Here is a 13,367-nt window from a genome sequence, read left to right on the forward strand (position 1 = left end):
GTCAGCATTCCTCCAGAACGACGATGATATCGCCGGCTTTGACGTTTCTTCCCGGCCCGGCGCGCAGATCGCGGACGCGGCCTGCCGCATGGGCGGTGACGTTGATTTCCATTTTCATCGATTCGATGATGGCGAGTGTATCGCCGGCCGCAACCGAGGCGCCCGGCTCGACCAGCAATTTCCAGATATTGCCGGGCACGGCGCTGGCAACACCGAAGCAACCGTCGGGAATATCCCCATCCGGACTTTCGCCCGTGCCTTCGTCGGTGACGAAGCTGTCGAGCCCGGCTTCCTTCCAACGCTGGCGCTCAGTATCGAAGGCGGCCTGCTGCGTTACCTTGAAACGGCCGATCGACGCCGCGTTCGCCTGCAATTCCTTCTCGTAGGCGGCATAGGAGAATTCCGTCTCCTCGATCCTGATCGGATAGCCGCCATGCGGGAAGGCGGCGCGCGCCTCCGTCAATTCCTGGTTACTAACAGGGAAGAAACGGATCTGGTCGAAGAAGTTCAGCAGCCAGGGTTTGCCCCTGGCAAAGGCCGGTGTCTCCCGCCAGGTGTTCCAGACCTGGATGGTGCGACCGAAGAGCTGGTAGCCGCCCGGTCCTTCCATGCCGTAGATGCACATATAGGCGCCGCCGATGCCGACGGCGTTCTCAGGCGTCCAGGTGCGGGCCGGATTGTATTTCGTCGTCACGAGGCGATGGCGCGGATCAACAGGGGTCGCAACCGGCGCGCCGAGATAGACGTCGCCGAGACCGAGCACGAGGTAGCTCGCATCGAAGACGATATCGCGAACGGCCTGTTCGTCAGGAAGGCCGTTGATGCGGCGGATGAACTCGATATTCGACGGGCACCAGGGCGCATTTGGGCGCACGAGCTCCTGATATTTGCGCATCGCAAGCTCCGCATCCGGATCGTTCCAGGAAAGCGGCAGATGAAGGATGCGGCTCGGCACGGTGACTTCCTGTGCCGCCGGCAGCGTCGCCTCGATCTCGGAGAGCAGCCCGAGCAGGCGCCGGCGCGTCAGCTGCGTGCCGTCATAATGGATCTGCAGCGAGCGGATGCCGGGGGTAAGGTCGACGATGCCCGGAAGGCGAGCCTCGACAACGGCCTGCATCAGCAGATGCACCCGCAGTCGGAGCGCGATATCAAGCGTCATCGGCCCGTATTCGACGAGCAGGTTGTCGTCGCCTTGGCGGCGATAGACGACCGAAACCGGTCCGTCCTCGCGGATGCCGACGATCGGCGAACCCGTCTCTTCCGCGACCCGCCGCACCGCTGGACCAGCGACCGGGTCTTCCGGCCGCGCCATGGCATGAAAACGGATGCGGTCGCCGGGCTTGAACTGGCCCATCTTCCACTGCTCGTCGCGGGCAATCACCGCCGGGCAGACGAAGCCGCCAAGGCTCGGGCCGTCAGGGCCGAGAATGATCGGCATGTCGCCGGTGAAATCGATCGCCCCGATCGCATAGGCATTGTCGTGCAGGTTGGAGGGGTGCAGCCCCGCCTCGCCGCCATCGTGGCGTGCCCAAACCGGGGCAGGGCCGATGAGGCGAACGCCGGTGCGGGCGCTGTTGAAATGCACCTCGTAGGCCGTCGAGAACAGCGTCTCGATATCGTTATCCTCGAAGAAATCTGGCGCGCCGTGCGGGCCGTAGACGACGCCGACATCCCATTCGCGCGTCAAGGTGGCCGGCTCCTTTGCGGGCGTCGCCGGTTCGGTTGCCACCTGCCGGGCAAAATGAAGCACATGCCCCGTCTTCAACGTGCCTGTGGCGTTGCCGCCGAATTGGCCGAGGCCGAACGTCGCCCGCGAGCCGAGCACGACGGGTGCCGCAAAACCACCGGCGACAGCGAGATAGGCGCGCTGCCCCGGCCCTTCGATCGTCCCGATCGACAGCACCTGGCCTGCCCGGATCAGCACCGGCTCGCCATGCGGCAACTGTGTCCCGTCGCATGTCATCGCCATCCGCGCGCCGGCAAGCGCGATCGTCTGATCGGCATAAAACCGCAATGTCGGGCCGGAAACCGTCAATTCAAGCGCAGCCGTCACGTCGGCATTGCCGGCCAGCCGATTGGCATGGCGGAAGGAGCGTTCGTCCATCGGGCCGCTCGGCGGCACGCCGACATGCCAAAGGCCGAGCCGGCCCGGCAGTTCCTGAATGCTCGATTGGGCACCCGGCGCAAGCACCTCGACGACATCGGGAACGAAGGTGAAGTCGCGCAGCGCCGTCGTCGCCACCTTGGCGCCGGCGAGCAGCTCGGAAGCGGCGATCGTTCTCAAATAATCGAGATTGGTCTCGATGCCTGATATCGACGTTTCGGCGAGTGCTGCCTTCAGCTTCTCGATCGCCGCCGGCCGGTCTCCCGCCGCCACGATCAGCTTGGCGAGCATCGGATCATAGAAGGGCGTGACCTCGGTTCCCGTCTCGATCCAGCCGTCGACGCGAGCATTATCAGGGAAGACAACCTCGGTCAGCAGGCCAGCGCTCGGGCGGAAATCGGCATGCGGCATCTCGGCGTAGATGCGCATCTCGATCGCCGCACCCTTCGGCGTCAGGGCATTCGCACCCGAGAGCACGTCCTCGCCCGCCGCCTGCCGGATCATCCATTCGACGAGATCGATGCCGAAGACGGCTTCCGTCACCGGGTGCTCGACCTGAAGGCGGGTGTTGACCTCAAGGAAATAGAATTCCTCGCGCTGGGGATCATAAATGAATTCGACGGTGCCGGCCGATTCATAGGAGACCGAACTTCCCAAATCGACCGCCGCCTTGTGCAGCCGCGCCCGTGTTTCCGAGGAAAGGCCGGGGGCAGGGGTCTCCTCGACGACCTTCTGGTTTCGCCGTTGCAGCGAGCAATCTCGTTCGCCGAGCGCGATCACGCCGCCCTTGCCGTCGCCGAAGATCTGCACCTCGACATGGCGGGCTTCGGCAACGAAGCGCTCGATATAGACGCGCGCATCGCCGAAGCTGGCGCGGGCGGTCCGCTGCACGCTCTCGAAGGAGGCCTTGAGGCTTGCCGCATCGGCGCAGAGCTGCATGCCGATGCCGCCGCCGCCGGCCGTGCTTTTCAGCATGACGGGATAACCGACGGTCTCTGCAGCCGAAAGCGCATCCTCGACGCTCTGCAAGAGATCGGTGCCGGGCAGCAGCGGCACGCCGCTCGCTTTCGCCAATTCGCGCGCCGTATGCTTCAGGCCGAAGGCCGACAGATGCTCTGGGCGCGGGCCGATGAAGGCGATACCCTCGGCGGCGAGCCGCTCGGCAAAGCCGATATTCTCCGAGAGGAAACCGTAGCCTGGGTGCACGGCCTGCGCCCCCGTCGCCTTGCAGGCGGCGATGACGGCATCGACGTTGAGATAGCTCTCAGCGGGTGGCGCCGGGCCGAGGCGTACGGCCTCGTCGGCGGTCAGCGCCGGCATCGAGAACCGGTCGGCATCGGAATAGACGGCGACCGAGGCGATGCCCATCCTCTCCAATGTCCGGATAACGCGGACGGCGATTTCGCCGCGATTGGCGATAAGGACCTTGGTGAACATCGATCAATCCTCGCCGTCCCAGATCAGCACCCGGATCGGCGTCGGATCGAAGCCGTTGCAGGGATTGTTGATCTGCGGGCAGTTGGAGATGACGCAGAGCACGTCCATCTCCGCCACCAGCTCGACATAGTCGCCGGGCGCGGAAATGCCGTCGACGATGGTCATCTCGCCATTCGGCTTGATCGGCACGTTCATGAAGAAATTGATGTTCGGCACGATGTCGCGCTTGCTCATGCCGTGTTTGGTCACCTCGATCACGAAATTGTCGCGGCAGGCATGCAGGTATTTGGTGCCGTGGCCGAAGCGCACCGTGTTGCTTTCGCAGGAACAGGCGCCGGCGGATGTGTCGTGGCGGCCGCAGCTGTCGGCCGTCATGACCAGCATGACGTTGCCTTCGTTCGAGATGATCTTCGTGCCGGTGCCGATATAGGCGCCGCCTTGAGCCCGCATCGTATCCTGGTTGGAATAACGCTCGGCAAAGTCGTCGGCACGATAAAACAGCGTGTCGATCGCCTGCTGGCCGTAGCTGTCCTCGATGCGGATGGTCTGGCCCTTGCGGACGATGCCGGACCATGGCGCTTCGGCCGGAATGAAATGATCCTGCACGGCGTTTTCGAGGCTGTGCGAAGCTGAAGTCTTGATGAAATCGGTCATCGTCATTCTCCTCAGGCCAGCATCGAGGCGTTGTTCTCGAAGCCGCGAAGGGCTTCGGCGGTTGCCGTGTGCGAGAGGTCGTCGGCTGCGGGCGCAGGCGCACGAAAGCGCGTGACGATGACCGGCTTCGGCGCATAGACCGGATCGGGATCGAGCGGATGCGGGCAATTGGAGAAGCCGACGATCATGTCCATCTCGGCGCGCAGCTCGGCATAGTCGCCGCTGTTGGAAAGCTTGCCGCGCCAGTGGAAGCCGCCGTCATCGTCGACGCGGACGGGGGCGAAAAGATTGAGAATCGCAGGAATGTCGCGTCGTTCGAGACCAAGCTTGCCGGCGACGAGCACGAAATTGTCGCGGGTGTTGCGGGTCTTCGCGCCAGGATATTTTGCAGCGTTCGAAGCTGCCGTCGAGCCCCCCATCAGGCAGTCATGGGCGCCGGAACTATCCTCGATCAGCGAAAACATCACCCGGCCCATATCCGAGAAGATGACACGGCCCTTGCCGAGGGCGGTCGTCCACTGCACCTTGACCGTATCGACGAGATTGAGCCGTTCGCTGGTGTCGGCGGCATTCCAGGCGACGAGCGCCACAGTCGATCCGCCTTCGCCCTGATCGATGCGGAGAGCCTCGCCGCGCTTCAGCGCGGTCGACCAGTACCAGCCGCCGGGGATGGTTTCCTGATGGATGATCGCGGTAGCATCGACGGCGGGGGCGGGAAGGGGGCTCGGCGCCGGCAGGGCCTTCGGGGCAAATTCCAGCCCCTTCTTCTGATGTTCCTCGTAGCGCTGCCGGTTGGCAGCGATCTCCTCGGGCGAACGTCTGACATGCATCATGGTTTTTCTCCTGACGGACTGGAAGCCGGGTCGTCCCGGCGAAGGCCCAGAGAAATGACCGGGCCGTCCCGGTCGGGGCTGAAGATGGAGGGCGCGCCGGCAAGCCTGGGCGGCCAGATCGAAATGTCCTTGGTGATCGTCGCGCCGTAGCGCTCCTTTTCCTCCGGGCGGTCACGCTTGCGCTCAAAGGCGACGACGCGCGTCGCCAGCGTGAAGGCCTCGCGCATGTCGTGCGTCACCATGACGACGGTCATCTGTGTTTCGTGCCAGAGCCGCTTCATCAAGGTGTGGATCTCGGCGCGGATGCCGGGATCGAGCGCGCCGAAGGGCTCGTCGAGCAGCAGCACCTTCGGCTTCATGATCAGGGCCTGCGCCAGCGCCAGGCGCTGCTGCATGCCGCCTGATAGTTGTGCTGGATATTTGTCCTCGGCGCCGGAAAGGCCGACTTCGGCAATCAGCCGCCGGGCTTCGTCGATGGCGTCGCGGCGGGCGGCGCCGAAAAGCTTGGCCTTGTAGCGGGACGCCGAGAGTTCCCGCCCGAGCAACACGTTTCCGAGGACGGTCAGATGCGGGAAGACGGAGTAACGTTGGAAGACGACGCCGCGATCCGGCCCCGGCTCCTGGGGCAGGGCTTGCCCGTCGAGCAGGATCGTTCCTCGCGTCGGCCGCTCCTGGCCGAGCAGCATACGCAGGAACGTCGACTTGCCGCAGCCGGACGGGCCGACAAGGGCGACGAAGGCGCGTGAAGCGACAGTCAGCGACACGTCTTCGAGGACGATCTGGTCGCCATACTCTTTCCAGACCCTTTCGATCACCAACTCGCTCATGCCTGCTTCTCCAGCTCAGACCAGGGGAAGACGGCGATGCGGATGCGATCGAGGATATAATTCATGATCACGGCGAGCAGCGTGATCCAGACGACATAGGGAAAGATGATATCCATCGAGAGATAACGGCGGACGAGGAAGATGCGGTAGCCGAGGCCGGAATCCGATGAGATCGCCTCGGCCGCGATCAGGAACAGCCAGGCCGGACCGAGCTGAAGCCTGAGGCAGGTGATCAGCCGCGGCAGGATCTGCGGCAGCACGACGCGAAGGCCGATCTGCCAGGAAGAGCCGCCGAGCGTTTCAGCCTTGACGATCTGCTCGCGCGGTAGTTCCAGCGCCTTCAGCGCAAGGTCGCGGATCATCGTCGGCGCAACGCCGATGACGATAAGCGCGATCTTCGAGGCTTCGCCAAGCCCCATGACGATGAACAGGATCGGCAGCAGCGCCAGCGGCGGCACCATCGAGATGACGGCGACGAAGGGCGAGAGCAGGGCTCTCAGATAAGGCAACATGCCAATCAGCATGCCGATGACGAGCGCGGTAAGCGTCGAGATGCCGAGGCCGGCGAACAGCCGGACCAGGCTCGCCCCGGTATCGGACCAGAGCAGATATTGTCCGGTGCGCGGATCGGCGATGAAGGCAAAGCGGTCGATCGCATCGGCAAAACCGGCAAGACCGGGCAGCAGCTTGTCGTTGGCGTTTTCCGCCAGCCGTGCTGCCGAGCCGACCGTGTAGGCAACGATCAGCAGCACGAAGGGCACCAGCGTCAAGGCAAGCTGCGCGCCCCGGCTCGGCCTCGTGTTGATCCAGCGCATGAGGAAAGCTCCGCTGATGAAGGGTGGGCGGCGCGGTCAGGACCGCACCGCTGCTTTGACATCGCTCAGAGCGAACCGTCGGCGGCTGCCTTCATGTAGGCCTCGGTGAAGCGCAGCTTGACGTTGCCGCTATCGCCGAGGATCTTGCCATCCGGCATTTCGATGCCGATGACGTCAGCAGACGGCGCACCATTGCCGAGCAGGCCCTTCTCGAACAGGAAGTTGCGGACGAGATCCATCGTTTTCGGCAGGCCGTCCGAGGCTGTGAAAGCAACGGCATCGGACGGCTTGGCAAACAGCTTGGTGACGGCAAGCTGGGACTCGTAGCCCTTGAGATCGGTGCCCGATGCCTGGCCCATCGCCTCGCGGGCGGCCTTGCCGTCGGCGCTGTCGGCGGTCAGCAGCGCCGCAGTTTCATACCAGATGCCGGCGAGCGCCTTGCCGAAATTCGGATTGTCCTTCAGCACGCCTGTGTTGGCGACCATCAGGTCGATGATCTCGCCCGGCACCTGCGAGCTGTCGAAGACCTTCTTGGCCGTAGGATCTTCGAGAATGGTCGAGACCAGCGGGTTCCAGGTGACGACGGCGGTGACATCTGCCGTCTTGTAGGCGGCAACCATATCGGCGTCGGAAGTGTTGACCACTTTCACGTCGCGCTCAGTCAGCTTGATGCTTTCGAGCGCGCGGGCCAGCAGATAATGCGAGACGGAAAATTCGACGAGATTGACGTTCTGCCCCTTGATGTCGGCAAGGCTCGCTTTGTCCTTGAGGATGACCGCATCATTGCCGTTCGAGAAGTCGCCGACGATGACCGCTGTCGTATCGACGCCGCCGGCAGCCGGGATCGACAGGCCATCCATATTGGTCAGCGTCACGGCGTCGAAGGCGCCTGCGGTATACTGGTTCATCGATTCGACATAGTCGTTGAACTGGGTCACCTCGATCTTGATGCCGTATTTGTCGGCCCATTTCTTGACGATGCCGTGATCGGCGGCGTAGCCCCAGGGCATCCAGCCGACATAGATCGACCAGGCAACCTTGAAGTCAGTCTTCTGTTCGGCCTTGGCGATCGAGCCGAGTCCCAGCGCCAGGGACGCCGTCAGTGCGGTAATCGAGAGAATCTTCGAAAAAGTCTGCATTGAAATTCCCCTTTTGCTTTTCTTCAAAAGGGATCGGCAATGACCATCGTGCCGCCAATCCCTTGGCTTACGAGGTCTCCCGGGCTTTTGTCCCGCCGTGCACCCGGCGGGATGTCTCCCTCGCCGGTGGCAGCTCTCGGACCAGTCACGCCTTGCGACGCCGGAACCCTAGCCACCAACTCTGCAACTATCGAAGCAAAGTGCGTGCCAAATTATAAACCATTGATTTTATTGAGAGTGCGCTGGCGTCAGTTCCCTGGCAAATGCAATAGTGCATGCACTTGCACAGAAAATGTGCGCATTCTGCCGCCACCTTAGGCGTTGGTTCTTTTTTGCCCAATGAAAAACAAGCAGCAGGCAGAACGCACAGGTCGCCGAATTGCGGCTGGCCCTGAGCTAGTTCCGGAAAGCCCCAGCCGGGACCGTCGTCACCAGCCGGATATCGCGGCGGAAGTCCGACGGCGACATGCCGGCGATATGGCGGAAGGATTTGTTGAAGGCACTGATCGAGCCGAAGCCGCTGTCCATCGCCACCTGCAGCACGTTGGCGCCCTCGCTCATCAGCATCGCCTGGGCGCGCGACAGCCGCAGCAGCGTCACGTATTTGCTGAGCGTCATGCCGGTCGATCGCTTGAACAGATTCATCGCATATTTCGGATGTAGGTCGGCGGCGCGGGCGATATCGACCGAATCGATGTCATGCAGGAAATTGGCGGCGATGAAATCACACATGCGCGCGACGCTGCGCGAGGAATGCGGGTGCGGGTGATCGCCTTCGAGACTGATTATCGCCTGCGACGTCATCGAATACGGTTCGAGCGCGATCCGCTCGATGCGCAGCAGCAGCTCGTCGACGGCGTGCTGGGCCTTGGCGGGATCGCCGGAATTGGCATAGCGAAACCAGCGGGTGAAGTTTTCGTTGTCGGCGGCATCCGTTGCCGAGGTCAGCAGCGTCTCACCCTTCATCAGCCGGCTGGAAACGCTGATCGGCAAGCGCAGCCGGAAGAAATAGACGAGCGGCAGATGGGCGCCGGCATAGAGCGAATCGTCTGAGGATTCGTCCATCTGATGCGGCTGGCCACCCCAGAACAGGCACATTTCGCCGGCGTTCAGCCGGAATTCGTGATCGCTCATCCGGTAGTGCACGGTGCCGCGCATCACGTAGTTGACCTCGACCTGCGCGTGCCAGTGCGGCATGGCCATAACAGGCGGATGGGCATGAAACATCTGCAGCGCTGTCGGCAAACCCTCGATGCTGCTCGCGCCGGGCTGATAGATTGCACGTGTGCCGACCTTACTTTCCGCCAAATTCATGTTCCCTTTTTAGGAGACACCCGCTCCCTTACAGATAGTCTAACCGGGTTCGTGAAAGATCGGCAATTGAAAAGGGAGGATTTTCAATGCGCTTCAAACTTCTCGCTGCGACCGCAGCTGTCGCAGTGCTTGCTTACGGCTCCGCATTCGCGCAGTCGGCCAATCTCACCATCTGGAGCTGGAATGTCGCCGCGTCGGCATTGAAGTCCACGCTTCCAGGCTTCAACAAACAGTTTCCCGATATCAAGATCACCGTCGAGGATCTTGGCAACAGTCAGGTCTTCGATAAGACGCTGGCTGCCTGCGCCGCTGGAGGCGACGGCTTGCCCGACATCGTCACCATCGAAAACTTCGAGGCCGAGATCTTCTGGAGCCGTTTCCCGGATTGCTTCGCCAATCTGAAGGAGCTCGGTTACACGGCCGACATTCAGGCGAAATTCCCTGAATTCAAGCGCACCGAGCTTGAGGTCGGCGACGTCGCCTATGCCATGCCGTGGGATTCCGGCCCTGTCGCCGTCTTCTATCGCCGCGATTTCTACGAAAAGGCCGGCGTCGACCCGAGCACGATCAATACCTGGGACGACTTTATTGCCGCCGGCAAGAAGATTTCCGCCGCCAACCCCGGCACCGTGATGGCGCAGGCGGACTTCAATGGCGACAGCGAATGGTTTCGCATGATCGCCAATGAACAGGGCTGCGGCTATTACTCGGCCGACGGCCAGAATATCACCATCAACCAGCCGGCCTGCGTTTCCTCACTGCAAAAGGTGAAGGAAATGAAGGATGCCGGCACGCTGACGGCGGCCAATTGGGACGAAAAGATCCAGGCCAATACCGCCGGCAAGGCCGCGAGCCAGTTGTATGGCGGTTGGTACGAGGGCACCGTCCGCTCGACCTCGCCCGATCTCAAGGGCAAGTGGGGCGTCTACAAAATGCCGAGCCTGACGGCCGATGGCCCGCATGCCGCCAATCTCGGCGGTTCGTCGCTCGCTATTTCGGCGACCTCCGCAAACAAGGAAGCGGCCTGGAAATTCGTCAACTACGCCCTCGGCACGAATGAGGGTCAGGTTACGATGCTGAAGGAATTCGGTCTGGTGCCATCGTTGCTCTCGGCCGTACAAGATCCCTTCGTCAACGAAGCGCAGCCTTATTGGGGCGGTCAGAAGGTCTGGGCCGATATCCTGGCGACGCTGCCGAAGATCGTGCCGAGCCGCGGCACCGCCTTCCAGAGCGATGCCGAAGCCATCTTCAAGGCGACGCAGACGAAGTTCTTCTCCGGCGGCTATCCCGATGCGAAGGCGGCTCTCGACGATGCCGCCAACCAGATCGCTTCGGCGACCGGCCTTCCGATCGCGCAGTGAATGACGAAGCCGGGCGCTTGGCGCGCCCGGCTTTCCCCCCGCCGTGCGAGGCGGGCGACCATTCATTGGTTTTTGTGAGGAGGAGGCTCGATGCCGTTCAGAACCCGGAGCGCTTATGCGTTCCTCGCCCCTTATCTGCTGATCTTTGCCACCTTCTGGGTCTGGCCGATCATCAATTCGTTCCTGATTTCCTTTCAGAACACCCGCATCAACCCGTGGAAATATAGTTTCCAGGCCAATTGGGGCCGGCTCTTCTACGACCCGGCCTTCTACAATGCCCTCTACAACACGCTGATCATCCTGGTGATCCAGGTACCTGTCATGATCGCGCTCGCGACGGTCATGGCCGTAATGCTCAATTCGCCGCTGCTGAAAGCGCGGCCGCTCTTCCGCTTTGCCTTCTTTGCGCCTGTCGTCGTCGGCGAGGTCGCCTATGCTGCCGTCTTCCGGCTGATGTTCAGCCTCGATTTCGGGATCATCAACAAGCTGATCTCCGCCGTCGGTCTCAGCCCGGTCTCCTGGTTCGACAATGCCAATGCCGCCATGGCGCTGATCATCCTCGCCGTCACATGGCGCTGGGCGGGCTACAACGCCATCATCATCCTCGCCGGTCTGCAGTCGATTCCCGATGATGTCTACGAGGCGGCGACGCTCGACCGGGTGAGCAAGGTCCAGCAGTTCTTCCACATCACCCTGCCACTCCTGAAACCGATCATCCTATTTTGCGTGGTGCTCTCGGTGATCGGCACCATGCAGCTCTTCACCGAGCCCTTCCTCATCACCAATCGCGGCGGTCCTGGCGGCGGCACCGAGACCCTCGGCCTGCTGCTTTATCGCCAGGGCTTCACCTCGCTGAACTTCGGCTATGCCTCGGCGATCGCCTACACGATGGCGGCCCTTGCCGTGGCTATCTCGCTTCTCAATCTCTGGGTCGGGAGGGATCCGAAATGAAATCCAAATCCCAATCGCTTCTGCTGCGCCAGATCGCGTTGCACGCTGCACTGGCGCCCCTTGCTCTCATCTGGTTGTTTCCGCTCTGGATGATGTTCGTCTTCTCGACCATGCCCGACAACGGCATCTTCAGCCCTGACATCGTGCTCTGGCCATCGACCAACTTCGTCGAGAATTTCAAAAACCTGCAGGCCGATACCGATTTCATAGGGGCAATGGTGATCTCCATCGGCGTGGCGCTGATCTATACAGTGCTCTCGGTGCTGCTGACTTCGATGGCCGGCTGGGCACTGGCACGTTACCGTTTCGTCGGCCGCTCCGTCGTCATCGCCATCATCCTCGGCACGATCACACTTCCCTTCTCCGTGGTCGTCATCCCGCAATTCATCATGGTGGCGCGCGAGTTCAAGCTGGCAAACACCTGGGTAGCTCTGATCGTGCCGCCGCTGTTCAATTCGCTCGGCGTGCTGTTCATGCGGCAATCCTTCTCGATGATGCCGGGCGAGCTCTTCGATGCGGCCCGGGTCGAGGGCGTCAAGGAATGGCAGATCTTCCTGCGCATCGCCTTGCCGCTGGCGCGCCCGACCATGGCGGCATTGGCGATCATTCTCTTCCTGCACTCGTGGAACAATTACCTCTGGCCGCTGCTGATCAATTCCAGACCAGGGATGATGACGGCGCCTGTGGCATTGGGAACGCTGATCGGCCTCACCAAGGTCTCCTGGGGCGGCATCATGGCCGGCGCGGTACTGCTGACGGCGCCGATCCTCGTCATCTTCGTGGCTCTTCAGCGCCATTTCATCGCCGGCATCGCGGCCGGCGCAATCAAATAATCGGGAGGCTGCATGGCAGAGCTTTCACTCAGCAACATCGTCAAGCGCTTCGGCGGCTTTGAGATCATCCACGGCGCCAATCTGGAGGTGAAGGACGGCGAATTCGTTGTCTTCGTCGGCCCCTCCGGCTGCGGCAAGTCCACGCTGCTCAGGATGATCGCCGGCCTCGAGGATATTACGTCAGGCGAGCTTCAGATCGGCGGCAGGGTCGTCAACGACGTCGAGCCGGCCGATCGCGGCATCGCTATGGTCTTCCAGTCCTATGCGCTCTATCCGCACCTGACCGTCGAGGAAAATTTGAGCTTCGGCCTGCGCATGAACGGCAATCCCAAGGCCGACACCGAGCGGCGCGTGCGCCATGTCGCCGAGATCCTGCAGATCACCGAGTTGATGAAGCGCCGGCCGAAGCAGCTTTCTGGCGGCCAGCGCCAGCGTGTCGCGATCGGCCGCGCCATCGTCCGCGAACCACAGGTCTTCCTGTTCGACGAACCTTTATCGAATCTCGATGCCGAACTGCGCGTGCAGATGCGTGTCGAAATCTCCAGGCTGCACAAACAGCTCGGCACGACGATGATCTACGTCACCCACGACCAGACGGAAGCGATGACGCTCGCCGACAGGATTGTCGTGCTGCGCGCCGGCAATATCGAGCAGATCGGCGCGCCGCTCGACCTCTACGACGATCCCGCCAATCAGTTCGTCGCCGGCTTCGTCGGCTCGCCGAAGATGAATTTCCTCAAGGCCGTGGTGGTGGAGACGCAGCCGGGCAGGGCGGTGATCGCGCTGGAAAGTGACGCCAATACGCGTCTGACGCTGCCGGTCGCCGATCCCATCGAAGCCGGCGCAAAGGTGACGCTCGGCATTCGTCCCGAACATTTCGTCGATGCCGGCACCGGCGATGCCGACCTCACCGTCACCATCGACGTCGCCGAACATCTCGGCAATACAAGTTACATCTACGCCACCATTGGCCCCGAGCAACTGATCATCGAGCGGCCGGAATCGCGCGTCGCCGGCAATCGCGAAACGCTGACGGTCGGCCTTCCCGCCAACCGCACATTCCTTTTCGACGGCGCCGGTAAACGGCTTCGCTGAACCA

General features: G+C 62.2%; 11 protein-coding genes and 1 riboswitch. Of the genes, 4 read left to right on the forward strand and 7 right to left on the reverse strand.

Annotated elements, in window-relative coordinates:
• Position 1 precedes the first annotated feature (1 nt).
• The 7 genes from uca to OLZ32_RS26020 form a co-directional block, all read right to left on the reverse strand.
• A complete protein-coding gene (gene uca / locus OLZ32_RS25990) occupies positions 2–3,541 on the reverse strand; it encodes an urea carboxylase (RefSeq protein ID WP_264398463.1) in 3,540 nt (1,179 codons plus the stop codon).
• A 3-nt stretch (positions 3,542–3,544) separates the two neighbouring features.
• Positions 3,545–4,195, reverse strand: a complete 651-nt coding sequence (locus tag OLZ32_RS25995) for an urea amidolyase associated protein UAAP2 (protein WP_164024627.1) — start codon at positions 4,193–4,195, stop codon at positions 3,545–3,547.
• Between the two features lie 11 nt (positions 4,196–4,206).
• Positions 4,207–5,028 (reverse strand): urea amidolyase associated protein UAAP1, encoded by an 822-nt coding sequence (locus OLZ32_RS26000; RefSeq protein ID WP_264398464.1) that lies wholly within the window; start codon positions 5,026–5,028, stop codon positions 4,207–4,209.
• On the reverse strand, positions 5,025–5,855 hold the full coding sequence (locus OLZ32_RS26005; RefSeq protein WP_003549187.1) for an ABC transporter ATP-binding protein: 831 nt from the start codon (positions 5,853–5,855) through the stop codon (positions 5,025–5,027). The genes OLZ32_RS26000 and OLZ32_RS26005 overlap by 4 nt, the downstream gene beginning before the upstream one ends.
• Positions 5,852–6,670 (reverse strand): ABC transporter permease, encoded by an 819-nt coding sequence (locus OLZ32_RS26010; RefSeq protein WP_264398465.1) that lies wholly within the window; start codon positions 6,668–6,670, stop codon positions 5,852–5,854. The genes OLZ32_RS26005 and OLZ32_RS26010 overlap by 4 nt, the downstream gene beginning before the upstream one ends.
• Positions 6,671–6,735: 65 nt before the next feature.
• On the reverse strand, positions 6,736–7,809 hold the full coding sequence (locus OLZ32_RS26015) for a putative urea ABC transporter substrate-binding protein (RefSeq protein WP_264398466.1): 1,074 nt from the start codon (positions 7,807–7,809) through the stop codon (positions 6,736–6,738).
• Between the two features lie 74 nt (positions 7,810–7,883).
• A riboswitch (guanidine-I (ykkC/yxkD leader) is annotated at positions 7,884–7,992 on the reverse strand.
• A 213-nt stretch (positions 7,993–8,205) separates the two neighbouring features.
• Complete coding sequence (locus OLZ32_RS26020) at positions 8,206–9,123, reverse strand: helix-turn-helix domain-containing protein (RefSeq protein WP_264398467.1); 918 nt, start codon at positions 9,121–9,123, stop codon at positions 8,206–8,208.
• An 86-nt stretch (positions 9,124–9,209) separates the two neighbouring features.
• Between OLZ32_RS26020 and OLZ32_RS26025 the strand changes: the two genes are divergently transcribed.
• From OLZ32_RS26025 to OLZ32_RS26040, 4 genes are all read left to right on the forward strand, one after another.
• On the forward strand, positions 9,210–10,484 hold the full coding sequence (locus tag OLZ32_RS26025; RefSeq protein WP_264398468.1) for an extracellular solute-binding protein: 1,275 nt from the start codon (positions 9,210–9,212) through the stop codon (positions 10,482–10,484).
• Positions 10,485–10,574: 90 nt separating this feature from the next.
• Positions 10,575–11,435, forward strand: a complete 861-nt coding sequence (locus OLZ32_RS26030; RefSeq protein WP_020047639.1) for a carbohydrate ABC transporter permease — start codon at positions 10,575–10,577, stop codon at positions 11,433–11,435.
• Positions 11,432–12,268, forward strand: a complete 837-nt coding sequence (locus OLZ32_RS26035; RefSeq protein ID WP_011649800.1) for a carbohydrate ABC transporter permease — start codon at positions 11,432–11,434, stop codon at positions 12,266–12,268. The genes OLZ32_RS26030 and OLZ32_RS26035 overlap by 4 nt, the downstream gene beginning before the upstream one ends.
• 12 nt (positions 12,269–12,280) lie before the next feature.
• On the forward strand, positions 12,281–13,363 hold the full coding sequence (locus OLZ32_RS26040; RefSeq protein ID WP_062941848.1) for an ABC transporter ATP-binding protein: 1,083 nt from the start codon (positions 12,281–12,283) through the stop codon (positions 13,361–13,363).
• Positions 13,364–13,367: the final 4 nt, after the last annotated feature.

Source organism: Rhizobium acaciae, from assembly GCF_025941625.1.
Taxonomy (GTDB): Bacteria; Pseudomonadota; Alphaproteobacteria; order Rhizobiales; family Rhizobiaceae; genus Rhizobium; species Rhizobium acaciae.

Bases quoted from the DNA above. Each gene is read 5' to 3' on its own strand.
- uca (WP_264398463.1), bottom strand. From the start codon at position 3,541: ATGTTCACCAAGGTCCTTATCGCCAATCGCGGCGAAATCGCCGTCCGC.
- OLZ32_RS25995 (WP_164024627.1), bottom strand. From the start codon at position 4,195: ATGACCGATTTCATCAAGACTTCAGCTTCGCACAGCCTCGAAAACGCC.
- OLZ32_RS26000 (WP_264398464.1), bottom strand. From the start codon at position 5,028: ATGATGCATGTCAGACGTTCGCCCGAGGAGATCGCTGCCAACCGGCAG.
- OLZ32_RS26005 (WP_003549187.1), bottom strand. From the start codon at position 5,855: ATGAGCGAGTTGGTGATCGAAAGGGTCTGGAAAGAGTATGGCGACCAG.
- OLZ32_RS26010 (WP_264398465.1), bottom strand. From the start codon at position 6,670: ATGCGCTGGATCAACACGAGGCCGAGCCGGGGCGCGCAGCTTGCCTTG.
- OLZ32_RS26015 (WP_264398466.1), bottom strand. From the start codon at position 7,809: ATGCAGACTTTTTCGAAGATTCTCTCGATTACCGCACTGACGGCGTCC.
- OLZ32_RS26020 (WP_264398467.1), bottom strand. From the start codon at position 9,123: ATGAATTTGGCGGAAAGTAAGGTCGGCACACGTGCAATCTATCAGCCC.
- OLZ32_RS26025 (WP_264398468.1), top strand. From the start codon at position 9,210: ATGCGCTTCAAACTTCTCGCTGCGACCGCAGCTGTCGCAGTGCTTGCT.
- OLZ32_RS26030 (WP_020047639.1), top strand. From the start codon at position 10,575: ATGCCGTTCAGAACCCGGAGCGCTTATGCGTTCCTCGCCCCTTATCTG.
- OLZ32_RS26035 (WP_011649800.1), top strand. From the start codon at position 11,432: ATGAAATCCAAATCCCAATCGCTTCTGCTGCGCCAGATCGCGTTGCAC.
- OLZ32_RS26040 (WP_062941848.1), top strand. From the start codon at position 12,281: ATGGCAGAGCTTTCACTCAGCAACATCGTCAAGCGCTTCGGCGGCTTT.